The organism is Maritimibacter alkaliphilus HTCC2654 (genome assembly GCF_000152805.1).
In the GTDB taxonomy this organism is placed as follows: Bacteria; Pseudomonadota; Alphaproteobacteria; order Rhodobacterales; family Rhodobacteraceae; genus Maritimibacter; species Maritimibacter alkaliphilus.
The window spans coordinates 2,710,876-2,729,288 of sequence record NZ_CH902578.1; the positions used below are offsets into that span (position 1 = coordinate 2,710,876).

Sequence of the window (18,413 nt, forward strand, 5' to 3'; positions counted from 1 at the left end):
ACTTATCCCTCCAGCGCGACGATCTTTAGGGACTCGATTCCCCGATCATCCACGATCTTCACCGCAATCCGCTTGTTGTCCCCCGCTTCGAACGGCAGCGACACCGTGCCGTGGAACTGCTCCAACAGGTCCTCGTCCAACTCAGCCCGGATCGTCTTTTTCAGACGGTTCCAGCCGCCCTTGGCATCGGCCATGGGGAAAAACACCTGATGCGGCATCAGGGACCGCTGATCGTAATCCTGATCCAACGACCACATGGCGATCTGCTTGGTGCCGCCGCCCTCGATCTCGCCAGTCTTGGGGTTGAAGTAGTCAAAGCCATGCACCTCGACCTCCCACATCCCATCACCGCGCTTGCGCACATCGACCTCGGGCTGGCCCATCAGCCAGAAGCTTTCGTTGCTTGCCCGCTTCTTCTTCAAATCCTCGGTCAGCAGGTCTGTGTTCATCTGCACCTTGAGGAAGGTCATGCCAGGCACGTTCATCTCGTCGATGTCCTTCGCGGCCTCTGGATCAAAGGTGAAGGCGCAGAACAGCAGGAATTTGGGCTTGGGCATCAGCGTGTAGGCTTCGTTCATCGCCTCTTCGACCTGGCGCTGCTCCAACGCGGCGTGCTCTGGCCCGAAGCTGACCACCACGCGCTCGCCCGTATCGGCGACGGACCCGCTGGCGTGCAGGAACTTGGTGCCCGGGATCACCTCGAACTCGGCAAAGCGCATCATGTTGCCGCCCTTGCCGCGCACGCCGGTCTTCAACAGCTCATCGCGCCACAGCGATTGGCGCGAGGTTTCGCCAGAGCGGGCGACGGTGCTGTCGGCCTCTTCGGCTGGCAGGCTCTCGTCCAGAGACAGCACGGTGGGCGCAGGCACAGCCTCGACGCTGAACGGGCCGGTGATGCGCAGCTTGTTTTTATCGATGCGGGGCTTGTCGTAGAGCGTTTCCTGATCGGCATGATCGGCGATGGACTGGTCCATGCGGCGCTGCATGGCCTGGCGTGTCTTGTGAAACGCCTCGAACGGGGGTTTGGCCGCCTCGGGCCAATCGTCGGGCAGGTCAAAGGGCACCTCCCATTCCTCCAACACGTCGCCATCGCGGAAGGAGACCTGCTTGCCCTTGCGATAGCCTTGGGTGGGCTTGACCGGCAGCGGCGGCGCGGATGTGAGCGCGGCGTTCAGGTCATCCAGCGCCGCCGTGATCTTTGGATGATCCTCGTCATAGATCGTGTCGATGTCGGGGTTGTTGGCGATGGATTTCAGCGTGATATGCGGCACGGTTTCATAATCGAACCCGCCCTTCAGCCCCTCGTGCGGATAGCGCAGGGCGTAATAGTCAAAACTGGCGGTCATCAGCCGTTGCTTGGCCAGCGTGATCGCCACGCGAGAGGTGTCGCAGGTGATCCAGCGCCGCCCCCATTTCTCGGAGACGAAGGCGGTGGTTCCCCCTCCGCAGGTGGGGTCAAGCACCAAATCGCCGGGATCGGTAGTCATGAGGAGACAGCGTTCAATTACTCGCTCACTTGTCTCGACAACGTAGCTCTTGTCTGAGGCACCCTGAGTAGTAGTCCAAACATTCGCGTATTCCTGCACAGGAAAATCCGAAAACTCGAAGCGATACGATGGCATCGTTTTGCCATGCAGGATTTTGCGCGCCTTTAGGGCACGCTTCATCCCATCAGGGTTTGTTTTCCAGCTTTTTCCCGACTTTGGCCTGTAAGCCTTACCATCGAGCTCAAAATCAAAGACGCAGCTTTCTGTTAAGCCAGACGAGACCAAGTCAGTTGCCCTGAAAACGGACGATCCGTCGGGCAAATTATCTGGCTCGCTATCGAAGTTTTTGAAGGGAATTTCTTCGAGCGAAGGAAGCCTCACTTTGTTGAACTGGGTCCCTTCTCCGGACTTCCTAATGTCGTACAATTTCCGGAATTTTATCTGGCTTTTGTCTTTCGCAAACCAGACGATGTAATCATAGATCGAAGCGAGGTACTTTGTGCCGAGCGGAATTTTCGTTCTGTAGGCGATTATATTCATGAAGTTTTCAGCGCCGAAAACCTCATCCATGAGCGCTCTCACCGAATGAAGGTTTTCATCTGAGATTTGCACGAAAACAGAGCCTGTTGGGTCCAACAGTTCGCGGGAAAGCACTAAGCGATCACGAAGATAAGTGAGGTATGAGTGCGCCCCTAACTCCCACGTATCGCGGAAGGCTCTGATCATCTCTGGTTCTGCAGTGAGGTCCTCTTCTTTGTCGTTTGTTTGATTTGGTTTCTTGTTGGTAAAGGGCTGAAAATTCGACCCATATTTGATGCCATAGGGCGGGTCGATATAGATCATCTGCACCTTGCCGCCCATGCTCTCCTTCGTCAGGAGCGAGTTCATCACCAGCAGGCTGTCCCCCGCCACCAGCCGGTTCGACCAGCCCTTTTCGTGGTGATAGAAATCCAGCGCCTGGCGCAGCGGCAGGTTCTCGAACGGGGCGGCGAACAGGTCCGGCTGCCGCCACTGCGCGCTTGCGTCCTGCCCCTTCAGCCGCTTCGCCGCATTGGTCAGAATCGTCGCCGGGTCCACTCGTTCATGGACATGGAGGCTGACGGTATCGACCTCGAACGATGTCTTCTCTGCCTTGCCCGTCCAGTTCAGGTAAGGGGCTTGCAGGCGTTTGAGTTCCGTCAGCGCGTCCTTCATCCGCTCCGGATCGTTACTGGCCAGCGCGTCATCGATCAGCGTTTCAATCGCCCCGCGCGCGCGGTCAAAGTTCAGCACCGGGTCCAGATGCGGGTCATATTGCCACGTGGTCTTTTCGCCATCCGGGTCAGTTTCCGCATGAACCATCCCCACCTCGGGATTGTTCACACGCGTCTCGCCATGCCGGTAGGACAGCACCTCGGTCGGGTCATCCGATTTGCGGCTGGCCTTCTTGCGCGTGCCGGTGGTGGCTTTGGGTTCCTTGGCCACCGGAGCCGTCAGTTCCAGATCAGCCACATCTGCCCGATACACCGATCCCCCACGCCCCTTGCCCCGGCCCAGCGTGCCATCGTCAATCAGCGCATCCCGCGCTTCGGCATAGGCTTCCTCAGTCAACGTTGGGATATGGTCCCGCAGCCGCGCGAGCATTGCGCCGTTGCCAATGGACGAGCCATCTTCGGGCGTCAGAGACAGGATCAGGTCAGAAAGATCGGATGACATATGCGCCCCTTACCCTTGAAATCACTTGTGTTCTTTTTGACGAACAATAGCGCGTTCCCCTAAGGGTTGCATCCGGGAAGTTTCGCCTAAGTGTGGCACATCAAGGGTGGCTGACACGGCATCGCATCCCCCTTTTCGCTGTCTAGGTCACACCTTTTCAGACCGGTGTCACATCTCGCCGTGATGAACGGCTATAAAACAAATGCTTAGAAAGATTTCAGTCACGCCTTTCGCGGCGTGATCCACAGATTTGGCGAGCATCGAAGCGCATCCTGAGACTTACAAACAGATCGCAATGACGCGGCCTGCAACGAGATCAGGAAAAGCTAAAATGGCGAAACTTACGCAAACCCAGCTCGCGACCCGCTGGCACATCTCACCCCGGACGCTGGAACAATGGCGCTGGCTCGGCAAGGGGCCGAAATTCCTCAAGATCGGTGCGCGGGTTCTTTACGACGAGGCAGACATCGAGGCCTTTGAGACCGCGCAGATTTGCCAGAACACCCATGGCCCATTGGCACCGGAGCGCATGTGATGGCCAAGAAGTTCCCCGCTCAACGGATCAAAGGGCATCGCGTCTATGATGTTTGGGAGGTCGCACAAGCGCTGGACTGCCACAAGCAAACTGTCATCCGCTGGATCAAGGCTGGAGAACTATCTGCGGATACGTCACGGAAGCCCTGGCTGATTGAAGGGAAAGACCTCAAGGCCTTTCTCGGTGCCCGCCAGACAAAGATCACCGTCAAACTGGCACCGCACCATTGCTATTGCCTCGGGTGTAAGGCTCCCCGCGAACCAGATGGGAAGATGGCCGATTACACGCAGCAAACCCCCGAAACCGGGCGCCTGACCGGCCTTTGTCCCAAGTGCGGCTCGCTGATGCACAAGGTTGTCAGGCGGGTCGATCTGGAGGCAATCCGGGCAAAAATTGAGGTCACGGTTCAGAAGGCGTCCCCAAGAATAGTGTCCCGTGCCGATCCCCGTTCAAATGTCACCATAGAACAGAAGGGCCAAACCCATGGCAAAACGCAGCAGGGATAACCTGCGCATCAAGCGCAAATACCTTCTCTGGCGCAAGGACGCTCAGGGCATCTCCGAGGCTTCCCTCGACAAGTCCGCCGCTGCCATCACGCTTTACGACGGCTGGCTGGGAGGCAAGGATTTCCGCGCATTCCATGCCGAACGCGCCCGGTCGTTCAAGCGCCACCTGGCGGGCCTCCGGAACGAGCGCACCGGCGCGCCGTTGTCCGCAGCGACGACCAACGGCACCCTGCGCGAGTTGAAGGCATTCTTCTACTGGATGGCGGATCAGCCCGGCTACAAGTCCAAGATCAGCCGCGCGGATGCTGACTATCTGACGCCGGATCGCAAATCGGAAAATGCGCGACGTGGGACACTATGGAAACCGCACCCCTCGCCCGCCCAGGCACGTCACGTCATCGAGACGATGCCCTCGGGCACGGTCATCGAGCGCAGGAACCGCGCCCTTCTGGCCTTTCTGTTCCTAACGGGATCGCGCGAGGGGGCCGCGATTTCATTGCCCTTGCGCAACCTCGACCTCAAGAGCGGTTGCGTGCAGTTCGATGGCCGATACGTTGATACGAAATTCGGCAAGTCATTCTCGACCGGTTTCTACCCGTTCGGCGAGTTCGCGGAAAACATTCTCCAGGATTGGGCGACCGAGTTGACGCAGGTTCACCTTTTCAGCGCGACCGATCCGCTGTTTCCGAAGACCAAGGTTGCGGTCGGCGTGTCCCGCAAGTTTGAGGCCGTGGGAATATCGCGGGAACCTTGGAAAAACGCATCCAGCGCAGCGAAGATCTTCAAGCAGGCATTCGCCGACGCTGGCCTGCCGCCGTTCTCGCCGCATCGGGTCAGGGATACAATGACCGATCTGGCAAATGACCACTGCCGCACGCCGGAAGACTTCAAGGCATGGTCGCAGAACATGGGCCACGATGACGTTCTGACGACGTTCAGCTCCTACGGAACGGTCCCGCCAGGGCGTCAAATGGAGTTGATGGGCCGATTTAGAAAACGCGGTGTCCATGTTGACGATGTCATCGAATGATCTCTGTCATTCCGCCTTGGCCTTCCGTACCGTTACGCGGTCCGGGGTCAACCGATAGCCAAGCCATGGTTGGTTTTCGATTATCGCATCGGCTTCCTCTGGCTCCCTGCCGCAGGAGGCCATTTTCTTTCGCATAACCACTTTCGCGCGATTGACCCGTTGGCGAACGGCTTCGTCGCCATCTACCTTCAAAGCCTTCGTCAAGAAGTTCGTGTTGGCCAGCGGGTAGTCGAGAGGCATCAATCCCTGACCAGCCCCTTCGAGCCATTTGTCGGCCAACACAATCAACAGGTCAGCCGTTGCATTGCGTTCAATGAAAATACGGTCGTCGATCACGACACGACGTCTTTGCGGATTCACTTCCATGACCATGGGCTTCGCAGGTTCGACAATGGGGCGAGATGAAACAGGGATATTTGGCAGGGCATTGGCTTTTTGCGCCTCACCGTAAAGCCTTGGCAGGCTTCCATCTGGAAAATCCTCCGCACTCTTTGCCTTCAACGTCGCGCGCATCACGTCGGACACGCCGATCCCGTGCCGTTTCAGCAACCGCGCGATCATTTCAATCGCTGTTTCAGTAGGCTGCGCCAAGTGAGCGACAGCGCTGATGACGGCAGGCAGGGCGCGTTCCAGTTCCGAGGGCGTGATGTGTTCATAGGCCCGGGCGCTTCGCAGGTAAGACAGTGCGACTTCTCGGTCTCGGACATCACTTCTGGTGTCGTCCATCAAGGCAACCCGATAGGCCTCTTCCGGGTCAAACCTTTCCAGCCCTGCAGCCAGCACAGCAAAACGCCGGTCGATGCACTGCGAACACCGCCCGCAATGGATGTGCTGTTTGGTTTGATTGTGAACGTCGGCGCAACTGCGCGTCTGCGCGATCTGCTCGGACATGCCCAGGCGCGCCACCGTCTCGACGACTTCCTTCTTTGTTCGCCAGAAAAACGGATTGTCGATCCGGGTCTCGGATGCGAACACGCGACCCAGGAAATCCGAGAACCGGGATAGTGTTTGCGGATGGGTGGTCCGGGTCGCCCGTGTGCCGAGGACGTTGCCAACGGGCGACAGGTTCAGACTGACGACCCCGTTTTCGAAGAAAGAAACCCGGTTCAGACCGAATGCCCTTGCCGTCACAGCACCCAAGGCCGCGAAAAGAAACGACCTTGCCCGATGTGTTCCTTCCTTGAGGCCCCTGCCAACCATCTGGACCTGCACCGGGATATGGCGGCAACTGTTCTCACCAAACTTCTCGGTCAATGTCTTGTGGAGTTGCCGCTGCACTGGCGCGATCTTCGACGCCGAGAAATGGCTGACCAGGGCGACGCGTTCGCCTCGCTCGGCGATTTCTTCAAGTGCCCCGGCAAAGGAATCGAGGCCGCCAGAGAACATCAGCACCCGCGTCGCCTGCCATGCGCTGCCCTCGTCGAACTTGAAGAACAATGATCGCTCGGCCTCGCCATCCTCTTTGGCGACGAACCGGAACACGAAGCGATCTCCGGACAGGAACATCAGCATTTCTTCAAGCGCCAGGACGACGTCTTCGCTTTGCCAGAAGGCGCGGTCCCGAACAGGCATATCAACCTGGAAATGTCGGTGCCACATCTTGCCCATCTGCTGATCTGCCGTTCCACCGCGACTGACGGCAGCATCGGCCCCGTAGACCACGGCTGCGACTTCCAGCAGGTCCAAAGCGCGGTCCGGCAAGTCGGCCACAAGCTGCGCGTTCAGGTGGCTGATGCAGACCTTGACGCCAGCCGGGTTCCCATCAATCTCAAGACGCAATTGGGCATCGCCGCCGCTCTTGGTCAGCGGCGGCAGGCATCGGACCCGACGCTCAGACGGGATCGCGCCGCCGACCAAGCTCGGACCTCATTTTCTTGAATGCATAATCGGTGAAACGGTTGATGGCGTCCTGATCCAGCGCTTGACGCTGCCAGACGGTTTTGCCGAACCACCCGCCCGCGAACTCTTGCACGATGCGCGAGGCCTCATAGCTGTGTTGAGCAAGTGCCTGCTGGAAAGCGACGCGCTGGGCATCTGTCGCAAAGCGCCGATCCTGCCCGATATGATTGGCCAGTTCGCGGCTAAGGTAATAGTCCAGCGACCGGTATGTCAGCCGCGCAAAGAAGTCCCGTGCCAATGTGGCGAAGCGGTCGCCCGAGGCAAATTCGCCAAGCGCCATGCGGATTTCCTGCGACGTCGGTTCGAACAGGCTCGGCAGGCGATTCCGCAAATGCACAGACAGCGTTTCGAGCAGGGCTGACTTGGCCAGCAAGCCCGCGTCCGATGCCTGCCCGGTGGCAAAGCTTTGTCGTTCGATTGCAGCATCCAACCCAGCCAGCAGGCTTGCCACCGACGTCAGTGGGCTATCGCCGCAACCCAGGTCGGCCAAGGCGTCCTCGAATCCCGGCGCACGCGCCAGAAGCGGCAGACGAACTAAAAGCGCTGCCACGAACTGGAAGCGCGGGTCTTTGCTGGCAAGGGAAAGGTCTCGCTCCGAGGCTTTGGCCGCCGCCTCGGCGATCACGTCAACCGACGCACCAGAATCAATCAGCCCAACGACATCGCGCCACTTTTTCGACCGTGGCAACGCGCCGAGCCGAATATGGCCCATGACAGTCTCCCTATCGTGTTGACGCTGGCGCAACCTGTGCGGGAAAGCAACGGAAATCAGAGATCAAATTCTTACCCTGCGCTTACCCGGTCAAACGGACAAGCTGCGCATCGTGAGATAAGTCTTTGATTTCAGTGGTGAGCCGTGCAGGATTCGAACCTGCGACCCACTGATTAAAAGTCAGTTGCTCTACCAACTGAGCTAACGGCCCACTGCGGAGGGCTGACTAAGGTGCGGGGGGCGGGTGGTCAAGAGAAAAAACCGCATTCTCTTTCATTCATTTCTCACGAGGCGTATATGCGCGCCATGAGCGATCTGCCGACCGATACGGGCCTGCCCTTCATGAAGTGGCACGGGGCCGGAAATGACTTCGTGATCTTCGATTCACGGGGGCGATCGGCTGTGACCACCGAAGCTCTGGCGCGCGGGCTGGGCGACCGGCACCGCGGCGTGGGATTCGACCAGCTCGCCGAGATTCGCGACAGTGACGTGGCGGACATCGACCTCGACTTCTGGAACAGCGACGGCAGCCGGGCGGGGGCCTGCGGGAACGCGACCCGTTGCGTGGCGCGGTATCTGTTCGACCAGACCGGGAAAGAGGCGCTCACGATCCGCACGACTCGCGGTGTGCTCGAAGCGCGTCTGGCCGAGGGCGAGGTTCATGTGAACATGGGCCATCCCCAGACGATGTGGGACGAGATCCCGTTGTCCAAGCCGATGGACACCGCGCATCTGCCGCTGGACTGTGATCCGATGGCCGTCGGCATGGGCAACCCGCACGCGGTGTTCTTCGTGGATGACGTGGGCGCGGTGGATGTCGAAGCGCGGGGCCGGGCGGTCGAGTTCGATCCGCTTTTCCCGCAACGCACGAATGTCGAGTTCGCCGAGGTCCGGTCGCGGGACGAGATTCGGATGAGGGTCTGGGAACGTGGCACGGGCATCACGCTCGCCTGCGGGTCCGGGGCCTGTGCGACCGCCGTGGCCGCGGCGGAACGGGGCCTGACCGAGCGCAAGGTTCGGATGGAGGTTGACGGCGGCTGGCTGACGCTCGACTGGCGCGACGATGGGGTCTGGATGACCGGGCCGACCGCGCATGTGTTCGACGCCACCCTGACGAAAGCCTTTCTGGAGTCGCTGTGATGACGGCGCAGCCCCCCATCTTCGCGACCCTTGGTTGTCGCCTGAACGCCTATGAGACCGAGGCGATGAAGACGCTTGCGGAAGGGGCGGGGGTCGAAGGTGCCGTGGTGGTGAACACCTGCGCCGTGACGGCGGAAGCCGTGCGCAAGGCGCGGCAGGAAATCCGGCGGTTGCGGCGCGAGAACCCCGAGGCGAAGCTGATCGTTACGGGCTGTGCCGCCCAGACCGAGCCCGAGACGTTCGCGGGTATGGCCGAGGTCGATCTGGTCGTCGGCAATGCCGAAAAGATGGAGCCTGCCACCTGGGCGCGGCTCGGCCCCGATTTCGTGGGCGAGACCGAGCGGGTTCAGGTCGACGACATCATGTCGGTGACAGAAACAGCCGGGCACCTGATCGACGGGTTCGGTACGCGCAGCCGGGCCTACGTGCAGGTTCAGAACGGCTGCGATCATCGCTGCACCTTCTGCATCATCCCCTATGGCCGGGGCAATTCGCGTTCGGTCCCGGCGGGCGTCGTGGTCGATCAGATCAAGCGGCTGGTGGACAAAGGGTTCAACGAGGTCGTTCTGACGGGCGTGGACCTGACGTCATGGGGTACCGATCTGCCGGGCGAGCCGCGTCTGGGCGATCTGGTCATGCGCATCCTGCGGCTGGTGCCCGACCTGAACCGCCTGCGCATCTCGTCCATCGATTCCATCGAGGCGGACGAGAACCTGATGCTCGCCATCGCGACCGAGCCGCGCCTGATGCCCCACCTGCACCTGAGCCTTCAGCACGGCGACGACCTGATCCTCAAGCGAATGAAACGGCGGCATCTGCGCGACGACGCCATCGCCTTTTGCGAAGAGGCGCGAAAGCTGCGTCCCGGCATCACCTTCGGCGCGGACATCATTGCGGGCTTCCCGACCGAGACCGACGCGCATTTCGAGAACTCGCTGAAGCTGGTCGAGGACTGCGACCTGACGTGGCTCCACGTCTTTCCCTATTCCGCGCGTGAGGGCACGCCTGCCACGCGCATCCCGCAGAAGGTGAACGGCACGATCATAAAGGACCGTGCCGCGCGGCTGCGTGAGGCGGGCGACGCGGCGGTAATCCGGCACCTGACAGCGCAGGTCGGCCAGACCCATGCCGTGCTTATGGAGAACCCGCGCATGGGGCGGACCGAGCATTTCGCCGAAGTCGTCTTCGACAACGATCAGACCGAGGGCGACATCGTGAGCGCCACGATCAAAGGTTTTGCTAACGGTCAGTTGGTCGCCTGATGCACCCGAACCCGGCCTTCCGCAAAGCCGATACGGCCCGCAACCTCGCCTTCGCACGCGAACGCAGTTTCGGCATCCTCAGCATCAACGGTGCGGACGGGCCGCTCATGGCGCATGTGCCGTTCAACCTGAACGAAGACGGCTCTATCGCCGCCATGCACCTCGTCCGCTCTAACCCGATTCTCGCCGCGCTGGACGCGCCGACGAAAGCCGTGATCGTGGTGAACGGGCCGGACGGCTATGTCTCGCCCGATTGGTACGGGATGGAGGATCAGGTGCCGACGTGGAATTACGTCGCCGTTCACCTGCGCGGGACACTGGAAAAGCGGCCGGCCGATGTGCTGCCGGGGATGCTTGCGTTTCAGTCCTATGCCTTCGAGTCGCGGATCAAGGGCAAGACACCTTGGGCACCCGACAAGATGACGCCCGAGGTGTTCGAGAAAATGCAGCGCGCCATCGTGCCCATTCGCCTGCATGTCGAAACCGTCGACGGAACGTGGAAGCTGGGTCAGAACAAACCGCCGCCCGCGCGTCTGTCGGCGGCTGCCAAGCTAAAGAAAGGGTTCGGGCAGGAGCTCAAGGTGCTCTCGGCACTCATGCGCCGCCCCGATCTGGACTGATGAATAAGATTGGACAGGATCGCGGCGAGGCCCTAGGCTCAATGTGAAGGAGATTCACATGCCGCTGCCCCTTGTCCCCATCGCCGTCTACGCCGCGACCTACGGGTCTCTGGCCCTCGCCACTTGGAAAGTCGCGCAAAAGGTCGAACGCGGGCGTCGCGACCAGCGGGCCGAGGATGCGCTGGACGACGTGCAGGAGGGGTTGACGATCCGTCGCGAAACGGACCAAGCAAACGGCACGGCCCGCATCCGGCGGGTGTTCCGGTTTTCGGATGACGGCTCTGCCTTCGAACTGGATGCAACGCTATTGGGCCGCGTGAAATTCAAGAAGGTTCCCTGATGATGCAGCTTGTTGGTAACCCCGCCTCGCCCTTCGTGCGCAAGGTGCGCGTGATGCTGATCGAAACCGGGCAGACGGACGAGGTCGAGATGATCGAGACCGTCACCACCGCCGTCGACCCATCGCCCGAAGCGACCGCCGCGAACCCGCTCAAGAAGATCCCGGCGCTGATCCGGCCTGATGGTTGCACGCTTTACGACAGCCGGGTCATCACCCGGTTCCTCGACGCGCGTGCAGATGCGAACCTGTATAAAAACAATCGGTTGTGGGAAATTCTGACGCTCGAAGCCACGGCGGACGGCCTTCTCGATGCCTCTGTTCTCATGGTCTACGAGGGGCGCGTGCGGCCCGAAAACATGCAATACGAAGGCTGGGTCGAGGCGCAGTGGGGCAAGGTCGAAGGCGCGCTCGACGCCATCGAAGCCCGCTGGATGAGCCACCTGCGCGGACCCATCGACGCCGGTCAGATCGCGGTCGGCTGCGCGCTGGGCTATCTCGATTTCCGCCACGGCGCCCGCGAATGGCGCAAGGGCCGCGGCGCGTTGGACGACTGGTACGCGGCGTTCGCGGAACGGCCGAGCATGAAGGCGACGATGCCGACAGGCTAGGGCAGGGGTGTTTTCCTGACAAAATCGCTCGCGTTTTTTCCGGTTCAGGCTGCGTCAGGACGCCACACCGCAATCCGTTTAATCCGGGCTTGAATCTCACCTTTGAGGGCTAATGCCTTCTGGACGGGTGCAATTCTAGGCGCTAAACACCGCCGCGATGGGCTACGGGCAACTGCGGCCTTCAAGGGACGTGTCAGCCGCGCACGCGGCTTGGGAAAGGGAGAAACTCTCGTGTCACACGCAGACGATCACGAAGGGACCCGCCGGGATTTCCTCTACTATGCGACCGCCGGTGCCGGCGTCGTTGCGACCGGTGCCGCCGTATGGCCGCTGGTCAACCAGATGAACCCCTCGGCGGACGTGCGGGCGCTGGCTTCGATCCGCGTCGACGTCTCGGGTATCGCCGAAGGCAGCCAGCTTACGGTTCAGTGGCTCGGCAAGCCGGTCTTCATCCGCAACCGGACGCAGGAAGAGATCGACGCGGCCCGCGAAACCCCGATCGACGATCTTCCCGATCCGATCGCGCGCAACCAGAACCTCGGTGGCGAAGAGCCCGCGACCGATGAAAACCGGACCCTTGGCGAAGGCGAAAACTGGCTGGTGATGATGGGCGTGTGCACCCACCTCGGCTGTGTGCCCCTTGGCGACGGCGCTGGCGATTACGGCGGGTGGTACTGCCCCTGCCACGGCTCCCACTACGACTCGGCCGGACGTATCCGTCGCGGCCCGGCGCCCGAGAACCTTCCGGTTCCGATCGCGCAGTTCGTCGACGAAACCACCATTCAGCTGGGCTGAGGGAGAGAGACATGGCTGGTATCCCCCACGACCATTACGAGCCGAAGTCCGGCTTCGAGAAATGGACGCACAAGCGTCTGCCGATCGTGTCGCTGCTTTACGACACCCTGATGATCCCGACCCCCAAGAACCTGAACTGGTGGTGGATCTGGGGCATCATTCTCGCGTTCTGCCTGGTCCTTCAAATCGTGACCGGCGTTATCCTCGTGATGCACTACACGCCGCATGTCGACATGGCGTTCGCCTCGATCGAGCACATCATGCGTGACGTGAACGGCGGGTTCTTCCTGCGTTACCTGCACATGAACGGCGCATCGCTGTTCTTCGTCGCGGTCTACATCCACATGTTCCGCGGTCTGTTCTACGGGTCCTACAAAGCTCCGCGTGAGATCACCTGGATCATCGGGATGCTGATCTACCTCGTCATGATGGCGACCGGCTTCCTGGGCTACGTTCTGCCCTGGGGTCAGATGTCCTTCTGGGGTGCGACGGTCATCACCGGCCTGTTCGGTGCGATCCCGTTCGTCGGCGAAGGCATTCAGACCTGGCTCCTCGGTGGGCCGGCGGTCGGCAACGCGACGCTCAACCGCTTCTTCTCGCTGCACTACCTGCTGCCCTTCGTGATCGCCGCGCTTGTGATCGTTCACATCTGGGCTTTCCACACCACGGGCAACAACAACCCGACGGGTGTCGAGGTGCGGCGCGGGTCGAAGGAAGAAGCCAAGAAAGACACGCTTCCGTTCTGGCCCTACTTCGTCATCAAGGACCTGTTCGCGCTGGCGATCGTCCTCCTGATCTTCTGGGCCATCGTGGGCTTTATGCCGAACTACCTCGGCCACCCCGACAACTATATCGAAGCGAACCCGCTGGCGACGCCCGCACATATCGTGCCGGAATGGTATTACCTGCCGTTCTACGCGATCCTGCGTGCCTTCACCGCCGACGTCTGGGCCGTGCAACTGGTGAGCTGGGTGACCGGCGGCATCATCGACGCCAAGTTCTTCGGCGTGCTCGCGATGTTCGGTGCGATCTTCGTGATGGCGCTGGCCCCGTGGCTCGACACCTCGTCGGTCCGCTCGGGCAAGTATCGTCCGGCGTTCAAGTGGTGGTTCCGTCTTCTGGTCATCGACTTCATCGTCCTGATGTGGGTCGGCGCCCGTGACACGAACTTCCCGCATGACTGGATTTCGCTGATCGGTGCGACCTACTGGTTCGCCTACTTCCTCGTGATCCTCCCGCTGCTCGGCGTGTTCGAGAAGCCGGAGACGCCCCCGGCGACCATCGAGGAGGATTTCAAGAAGCACTACCCCGACGCCCCTTCGGCGGCCGAGTGAGAGAGGATCTGAGACCAATGATCAAGAAACTCACCCTTTCCGCGGTCACCGCGATCACCATGGCCTTGGGCGGCACCGCTGCCCTGGCCGCCGGTGAAGGTGGCCATATCGAAGATGTCGCCTTCTCGTTCGAAGGACCCTTCGGCACCTATGACCAGCAGCAGCTTCAGCGCGGCTTCAAGGTCTATATGGACGTGTGCCGGGCCTGTCATGGCCTGCAATACGTGCCGCTGCGCACGCTCACCGACCTTGGGTATTCCGAGGACGAGGTGCGCGCCTTCGCTGCTGAGAACTTCGAAATCTACGAAGCCGAGACCGACGAATGGCGTCCCGCGCTTCCGCGTGACAACTTCCCGGCCGTGTCGGGCGAGGGCATGGGCCCGGACCTGTCGCTCATGGCCAAGGCGCGCGCGGGCTTCCACGGCCCCGCAGGCACCGGCATCAACCAGCTTCTCAAAGGCATGGGTGGACCGGAATACATCACCGCCTTCCTCACCGGGTTCACCGGCGAAGAGCGTGAAGTGGCCGGTCAGTATCTATACGAGAACACCGCCTTCGACGGCGGCTGGGTCTCGATGCCGCCGCAGCTTTCGGACGGGCTGGTGGACTTCGACGATGGGCACGCGAACGATGCGCACCATCTGGCCGAAGACGTCGCCGCGTTCCTGATGTGGACGGCGGAGCCGAAGATGATGGAGCGTAAGCAGGCCGGGTTCATCGGTGTGATTATGCTCGTCATCCTCGCGACGATGCTCTACCTCACGAACAAGAAGCTTTGGGCGCCGCACAAGTACGGCAAGGAACTGGATCTCTGATCCGGTCCATCCCGCTGAATGAAAAGGGCGCCTCGCGGGGCGCCCTTTTTCTTTGTCGGCCCTGCCCGGGTCAGTGGCCGAGGTAATCGCGAAGCGCCTCAGGCGGATGCGCGAAAATCTCGGCCGTCGGCACGGGGGCATGGGCCACCCCATCGGCCACGAGTATGACATCGTCCGCGATGCGCCGCGCATCGCCCGGTTCGTGGCTGACCATCAGAAGGGTCGCGCCTGTTTCGTCCGCCAGCGCCGCAATAAAACCAAGCATTTCGTCGCGCAGGGCTGGTCCCAGCGCACCGAATGGCTCGTCCAGAAGCATGATCGGCTTGTCGCGCAGAAGCGCCCGGGCAAGCGCCACGCGCGCGATCTGACCGCCCGACAAGGCCGCGGGTTTACGCGGGCCGAGCCCAGCAAGGCCGACCCGGTTCAAAGCCTCGTCCACCCGTGCCACATCGCCCTTGGACAGACGCAAGTCAGGTCGCACCCCCAAACCGACGTTCTGGGCGGCGGTCAGATGCGGGAACAGGTTGTTGTCTTGAAAGATGGTTGTGATCGGACGCTGCGCCGGGGATTTGCCCGACAGGTCGGTTCCTGACCAAAGCACCCGGCCCGACGCGGGTTGATAACCGCCGAGCGCCGCGAGCAGCGTCGATTTTCCGGCGCCCGACGGCCCGAGAATGGCGACTTTCCGGCCCGGCTCGACGCTCAGGGACGCGTCCAGCGTGAAGCCGCCAAGATCGACATGCATGTTTTCAAGCGTCAGCATTCACGCGCCCTCCCCGGTCGAAAACCCAGAACACCGCGAGACTCGCGGCAAGAAGCACCAGCGCGGCCCCGGCGGCGTCATCCATCCGATAAGCTGACAACAGACGATAGAGTTGCAGCGGCAGGGTCGGCGTGTCGGGCGATGCGAACAGGGCAATGACACCAAGGTCACCCATCGACAGGGCCGCGGCAAGCCCGGCAGAAAACCCGAGCGGGCGGCGCAGGCGGGGCAGCCAGACGAGCCTGAACCGCGCCCACCCGGACATGCCGAGACCGTCTGCAAGCCGCCCGAAGTCGGCCTCGATCTGACCAAGCGCGGGCACCAGCGCACGCAGGGCGAAGGGCAACGACATCACGGCGTTGACGAGCGCGGTCACCGGAAGCGCGAAGGCGAACGGATCGGCAACCGGGAAAATCAGGATGAACAGGCCGGTCCCGATCACAAGGGGCGAGGCCGCGATCGTGAGCGTCCCGATCGCCTCGACCAGCCGCGAACGGCTTTTCACGGCCCAGGCGGCAATGGGAAGCGCGAGCGAGATCGACAGCACGACCGAAGCCATCGCCACGCCGAGCGAGCGCAGGGTCGCCGCGAAGACGGAGGGCGGAAGGGACGTAAGCGCCGGGATGCCGTCCACGGCGATCATCGCCATGGGCAGAACCAGAAACAGCGTGGCGAGCGCGATCAACGCGGCGTCGAGCGCGCGCAATACGGGCGAGTTCGCATCCCAGCGCATCACGGCGCGGTCGAGGCCGGAACCGAAGCCGGATGGCAGGGCGACCTTCAACGCGATCAGCGCGACGGCGGCCCCGAGGACGAATTGCACGAGCGCCAGAAGGGCCGCCTTGCCGAGGTCGAAGTCGAGGCGGAACGCCTGATAGATCGCCAATTCGATGGTCGTGGCGCGCGGCCCGCCGCCAAGGGCGAGCGCGACGGCGAAAGACGTTAGGCACAGCAGGAAAATGACGAGGAAAGCCCCCGGAACCACTTCGCGCAGCATCGGCCTTTCGAGATGCCGGGAAATATCGCGGGATGTCATGCCGAGCGACGCGGCAAGGCGGAAGCGTTCGGCAGGAATGGCGAGCCATCCTTGCAGAACCAGCCGGGTCGCAAGCGGCAGGTTGAAGAACACATGCGCCAGCACGACGCCATGAAAGCCGTAGATCGAAATGGGTTCGAACCCGAGGGCGAGGAGCGCCTGACTGACGATTCCTGACCGTCCGAAAACGCTGATGAGCCCGAAGACCGCCACGATCACAGGCAGGATGAACGGTGCACCAAGCAACATGACCAGCAGACTTCGGCCCGGAAATCGCCGTCGCGCGAAAGCCCGCCCAATGGGCACCGCCAGCACAACCGACAGGGCCGCCGACAGCGTTGCCTGTATCAGCGTGAACCGTAGGGCGGCCCAATCCGCCACACCGAACCCGCCCGCACTTTCGGCCCGAACCGCAACCGCCGCGAGCGTGCCCAGCGTCAGAAGGAGAACGAGGGCGAGGGCAATGGCCCCCGCCCCGGCGGTCCGCGTCACCGCGTCGATGCCGCGCGCCATTCCTCGATGGCGTCGTCACGGATCGCTTCGGCCTCGGCCCCCAGATAGATCAGGGCACTCTCCGGCTCATGCAAAGTCTCGAACCCGTCCGGCAGGCCTTCGGTCGGGATCTTGGCCGGGTACATCCAGTTGGTGGTGGGGATCGCGGACTGGAATCCATCCGTGAGCATGAAATCCATGAACATATCGGCCAGTTCGCCCTGTTCGGTCGACGCGACCTTGCCCGCGATTTCGATCTGCATGTAGTGGCCGTCGTCAAAGGCGGCTGCCGCCTTGGTGTCGTCGTCCTCGGCTATCAGGTGATAGGCAGGGGATGTGGTGTAGGACAGGACCATGTCCGCCTCACCCTCGACGAACATGCCGTAGGCTTCGGACCATCCTTTCGTCACGGTGACGATCTGGTCGTTCAGACGCTCCCAATACGCGCCCGCCTCTTCGCCGTAGACCGCCTTGACCCAGAGGATGAGACCGAGGCCGGGCGTGGATGAGCGCGGGTCCTGAATGAGGATCGACAGGTCGCTGTCGGCCAGCTCTTCGAACGAGGTCGGCGGGTTGTCCACTTTGGTCTTGTCATAGATGAACGCGAAATACCCCCAGTCGAAGGGCAGGAACAGTTCGTCCTGCCATTCGATCGGCAGGTCGAGCTGCGGGCTTTCGATGCCGTGCGGCGCGAACAGCGCGGTTTCGCGGGCGGCTTCGGCAAGGTTTTCGTCAAGACCCAGCACGACGTCGGCCTCGGTCCGGGCGCCCTCGAGCCGCAGGCGCGACAGGATTTCGGCCCCGTCGCCTACGGCCACGAATTCGAGGTCGCAGTCGCAACGCGCCTCGAACGCCTTTTCGATCACGGGGCCGGGGCCCCATTCGGCGACGAAGCTGTCATAGGTGTAAACGGTAAGGGTGTCTTGCGCGTTGGCGACGCTCGCCAAGCCCACAAGTCCCGCTGCGATGATGGGTGTTCTCATGTCATCCTCCATTGCGACGGGCGAAAGTCCGGCAGGATGACCTGTGATGGTCCTGACCTTCCCTCCGCCGGTGCTAGCCGGTTCAGGTTCAACGGGTTCGCTTTCGCATCTCAGCCGGACGACTTGCGTCGCACGGGCACCCCGAGGTGAGGCAGACACTATGCATCGAACCCGGCGCTCGCAAGGGGGTGTCACCGAAAGGTGCGTGCTGGCGCACGCGATTTGGGAGCCACGTCCCGCCGCTCGCGGGCCGCGGCGGTGCGAGAGGGCCAGCCCTCTCGCGCCCTCCCGAGGTTTTCCGAAACGAAGAAGAGTTGAGGTTTTCCGGGGGGTCGGCTACCGAAGCGGCAAAGGAGCCGGG

At 61.8% G+C, this 18,413-nt stretch carries 17 protein-coding genes, 1 tRNA gene and 1 riboswitch; of the genes, 11 read left to right on the plus strand and 7 right to left on the minus strand.

The annotated features are described in order from the left end of the window. Window positions 1-2 precede the first annotated feature (2 nt). The gene (locus RB2654_RS14110; RefSeq protein ID WP_008332784.1) at window positions 3-3,182 is read right to left on the minus strand and encodes a site-specific DNA-methyltransferase; all 3,180 of its coding nucleotides are present in this window, start codon (window positions 3,180-3,182) and stop codon (window positions 3-5) included. 331 nt (window positions 3,183-3,513) lie between these two features. On the opposite strand from RB2654_RS14110, the gene RB2654_RS14115 reads away from it, so the two are divergent. Genes RB2654_RS14115 through RB2654_RS14125 form a run of 3 tightly spaced genes read left to right on the plus strand, consistent with a single transcriptional unit; the run spans window position 3,514 to window position 5,253 of the window. Further along, window positions 3,514-3,717: a helix-turn-helix transcriptional regulator gene (locus tag RB2654_RS14115; protein WP_040884936.1), complete on the plus strand. Its 204-nt coding sequence runs from the start codon at window positions 3,514-3,516 to the stop codon at window positions 3,715-3,717. Continuing rightward, window positions 3,717-4,223 (plus strand): helix-turn-helix domain-containing protein, encoded by a 507-nt coding sequence (locus RB2654_RS14120; RefSeq protein WP_040884938.1) that lies wholly within the window; start codon window positions 3,717-3,719, stop codon window positions 4,221-4,223. Before RB2654_RS14115 ends, RB2654_RS14120 begins: the two co-directional genes overlap by 1 nt. Next, window positions 4,201-5,253: a tyrosine-type recombinase/integrase gene (locus RB2654_RS14125; RefSeq protein WP_040884940.1), complete on the plus strand. Its 1,053-nt coding sequence runs from the start codon at window positions 4,201-4,203 to the stop codon at window positions 5,251-5,253. Before RB2654_RS14120 ends, RB2654_RS14125 begins: the two co-directional genes overlap by 23 nt. 6 nt (window positions 5,254-5,259) lie before the next feature. On the opposite strand, the gene RB2654_RS14130 is transcribed toward RB2654_RS14125, so the two are convergent. The 3 genes from RB2654_RS14130 to RB2654_RS14140 form a co-directional block, all read right to left on the minus strand. Next, complete coding sequence (locus RB2654_RS14130; protein ID WP_008332833.1) at window positions 5,260-7,110, minus strand: 7-cyano-7-deazaguanine synthase; 1,851 nt, start codon at window positions 7,108-7,110, stop codon at window positions 5,260-5,262. Beyond that, window positions 7,085-7,864, minus strand: coding sequence for a hypothetical protein (locus RB2654_RS14135; RefSeq protein WP_040884942.1), 780 nt, complete (start codon window positions 7,862-7,864; stop codon window positions 7,085-7,087). The genes RB2654_RS14130 and RB2654_RS14135 overlap by 26 nt, the downstream gene beginning before the upstream one ends. Window positions 7,865-7,999: 135 nt before the next feature. Then, window positions 8,000-8,075, minus strand: a tRNA-Lys gene (locus RB2654_RS14140). 95 nt (window positions 8,076-8,170) lie between these two features. Here RB2654_RS14140 and dapF point away from each other — a divergent pair. The 8 genes from dapF (at window position 8,171) to RB2654_RS14180 (ending at window position 14,778) form a co-directional block, all read left to right on the plus strand. Continuing rightward, window positions 8,171-9,004 (plus strand): diaminopimelate epimerase, encoded by an 834-nt coding sequence (dapF, locus tag RB2654_RS14145; protein WP_040885722.1) that lies wholly within the window; start codon window positions 8,171-8,173, stop codon window positions 9,002-9,004. Then, window positions 9,004-10,266, plus strand: a complete 1,263-nt coding sequence (gene mtaB, locus RB2654_RS14150) for a tRNA (N(6)-L-threonylcarbamoyladenosine(37)-C(2))-methylthiotransferase MtaB (RefSeq protein WP_040884944.1) — start codon at window positions 9,004-9,006, stop codon at window positions 10,264-10,266. The genes dapF and mtaB overlap by 1 nt, the downstream gene beginning before the upstream one ends. Further along, window positions 10,266-10,886: an FMN-binding negative transcriptional regulator gene (locus RB2654_RS14155; RefSeq protein WP_008332848.1), complete on the plus strand. Its 621-nt coding sequence runs from the start codon at window positions 10,266-10,268 to the stop codon at window positions 10,884-10,886. Before mtaB ends, RB2654_RS14155 begins: the two co-directional genes overlap by 1 nt. Window positions 10,887-10,944: 58 nt before the next feature. Then, window positions 10,945-11,226, plus strand: a complete 282-nt coding sequence (locus tag RB2654_RS14160) for a hypothetical protein (protein ID WP_040884946.1) — start codon at window positions 10,945-10,947, stop codon at window positions 11,224-11,226. Window positions 11,227-11,228: 2 nt separating this feature from the next. Further along, window positions 11,229-11,834 (plus strand): glutathione S-transferase, encoded by a 606-nt coding sequence (locus tag RB2654_RS14165; protein ID WP_040885723.1) that lies wholly within the window; start codon window positions 11,229-11,231, stop codon window positions 11,832-11,834. A 231-nt stretch (window positions 11,835-12,065) separates the two neighbouring features. Then, entirely contained in the window at window positions 12,066-12,629 is a 564-nt protein-coding gene (gene petA / locus RB2654_RS14170) for a ubiquinol-cytochrome c reductase iron-sulfur subunit (protein ID WP_040884948.1), read from the plus strand. A gap of 11 nt (window positions 12,630-12,640) precedes the next feature. Further along, window positions 12,641-13,963: a cytochrome b gene (gene petB / locus RB2654_RS14175; protein ID WP_040884950.1), complete on the plus strand. Its 1,323-nt coding sequence runs from the start codon at window positions 12,641-12,643 to the stop codon at window positions 13,961-13,963. 17 nt (window positions 13,964-13,980) lie between these two features. After that, window positions 13,981-14,778: a cytochrome c1 gene (locus RB2654_RS14180; RefSeq protein WP_008332856.1), complete on the plus strand. Its 798-nt coding sequence runs from the start codon at window positions 13,981-13,983 to the stop codon at window positions 14,776-14,778. Between the two features lie 70 nt (window positions 14,779-14,848). Here the strand turns inward: RB2654_RS14180 and RB2654_RS14185 are convergent, their stop codons facing one another. Genes RB2654_RS14185 through thiB form a run of 3 tightly spaced genes read right to left on the minus strand, consistent with a single transcriptional unit; the run spans window position 14,849 to window position 18,052 of the window. Further along, window positions 14,849-15,541 carry a thiamine ABC transporter ATP-binding protein gene (locus RB2654_RS14185; protein WP_008332857.1) on the minus strand — a complete coding sequence of 231 codons (693 nt, stop codon included), beginning with the start codon at window positions 15,539-15,541 and terminating at the stop codon, window positions 14,849-14,851. Further along, entirely contained in the window at window positions 15,528-17,090 is a 1,563-nt protein-coding gene (locus tag RB2654_RS14190; protein ID WP_008332859.1) for a thiamine/thiamine pyrophosphate ABC transporter permease ThiP, read from the minus strand. Before RB2654_RS14190 ends, RB2654_RS14185 begins: the two co-directional genes overlap by 14 nt. Further along, window positions 17,066-18,052, minus strand: a complete 987-nt coding sequence (thiB, locus tag RB2654_RS14195; protein WP_040884952.1) for a thiamine ABC transporter substrate binding subunit — start codon at window positions 18,050-18,052, stop codon at window positions 17,066-17,068. The genes RB2654_RS14190 and thiB overlap by 25 nt, the downstream gene beginning before the upstream one ends. Before the next feature lie 42 nt (window positions 18,053-18,094). Next, window positions 18,095-18,206: riboswitch (TPP riboswitch) on the minus strand. Between the last annotated feature and the right edge of the window lie 207 nt (window positions 18,207-18,413).

Excerpts from the sequence above, each read along its gene's own strand:
- RB2654_RS14110 (WP_008332784.1), bottom strand. The coding sequence starts at position 3,182 with ATGTCATCCGATCTTTCTGACCTGATCCTGTCTCTGACGCCCGAAGAT.
- RB2654_RS14115 (WP_040884936.1), top strand. The coding sequence starts at position 3,514 with ATGGCGAAACTTACGCAAACCCAGCTCGCGACCCGCTGGCACATCTCA.
- RB2654_RS14120 (WP_040884938.1), top strand. The coding sequence starts at position 3,717 with ATGGCCAAGAAGTTCCCCGCTCAACGGATCAAAGGGCATCGCGTCTAT.
- RB2654_RS14125 (WP_040884940.1), top strand. The coding sequence starts at position 4,201 with ATGGCAAAACGCAGCAGGGATAACCTGCGCATCAAGCGCAAATACCTT.
- RB2654_RS14135 (WP_040884942.1), bottom strand. The coding sequence starts at position 7,864 with ATGGGCCATATTCGGCTCGGCGCGTTGCCACGGTCGAAAAAGTGGCGC.
- dapF (WP_040885722.1), top strand. The coding sequence starts at position 8,171 with ATGAGCGATCTGCCGACCGATACGGGCCTGCCCTTCATGAAGTGGCAC.
- mtaB (WP_040884944.1), top strand. The coding sequence starts at position 9,004 with ATGACGGCGCAGCCCCCCATCTTCGCGACCCTTGGTTGTCGCCTGAAC.
- RB2654_RS14155 (WP_008332848.1), top strand. The coding sequence starts at position 10,266 with ATGCACCCGAACCCGGCCTTCCGCAAAGCCGATACGGCCCGCAACCTC.
- RB2654_RS14160 (WP_040884946.1), top strand. The coding sequence starts at position 10,945 with ATGCCGCTGCCCCTTGTCCCCATCGCCGTCTACGCCGCGACCTACGGG.
- RB2654_RS14165 (WP_040885723.1), top strand. The coding sequence starts at position 11,229 with ATGCAGCTTGTTGGTAACCCCGCCTCGCCCTTCGTGCGCAAGGTGCGC.
- petB (WP_040884950.1), top strand. The coding sequence starts at position 12,641 with ATGGCTGGTATCCCCCACGACCATTACGAGCCGAAGTCCGGCTTCGAG.
- RB2654_RS14180 (WP_008332856.1), top strand. The coding sequence starts at position 13,981 with ATGATCAAGAAACTCACCCTTTCCGCGGTCACCGCGATCACCATGGCC.
- RB2654_RS14185 (WP_008332857.1), bottom strand. The coding sequence starts at position 15,541 with ATGCTGACGCTTGAAAACATGCATGTCGATCTTGGCGGCTTCACGCTG.
- RB2654_RS14190 (WP_008332859.1), bottom strand. The coding sequence starts at position 17,090 with ATGGCGCGCGGCATCGACGCGGTGACGCGGACCGCCGGGGCGGGGGCC.
- thiB (WP_040884952.1), bottom strand. The coding sequence starts at position 18,052 with ATGAGAACACCCATCATCGCAGCGGGACTTGTGGGCTTGGCGAGCGTC.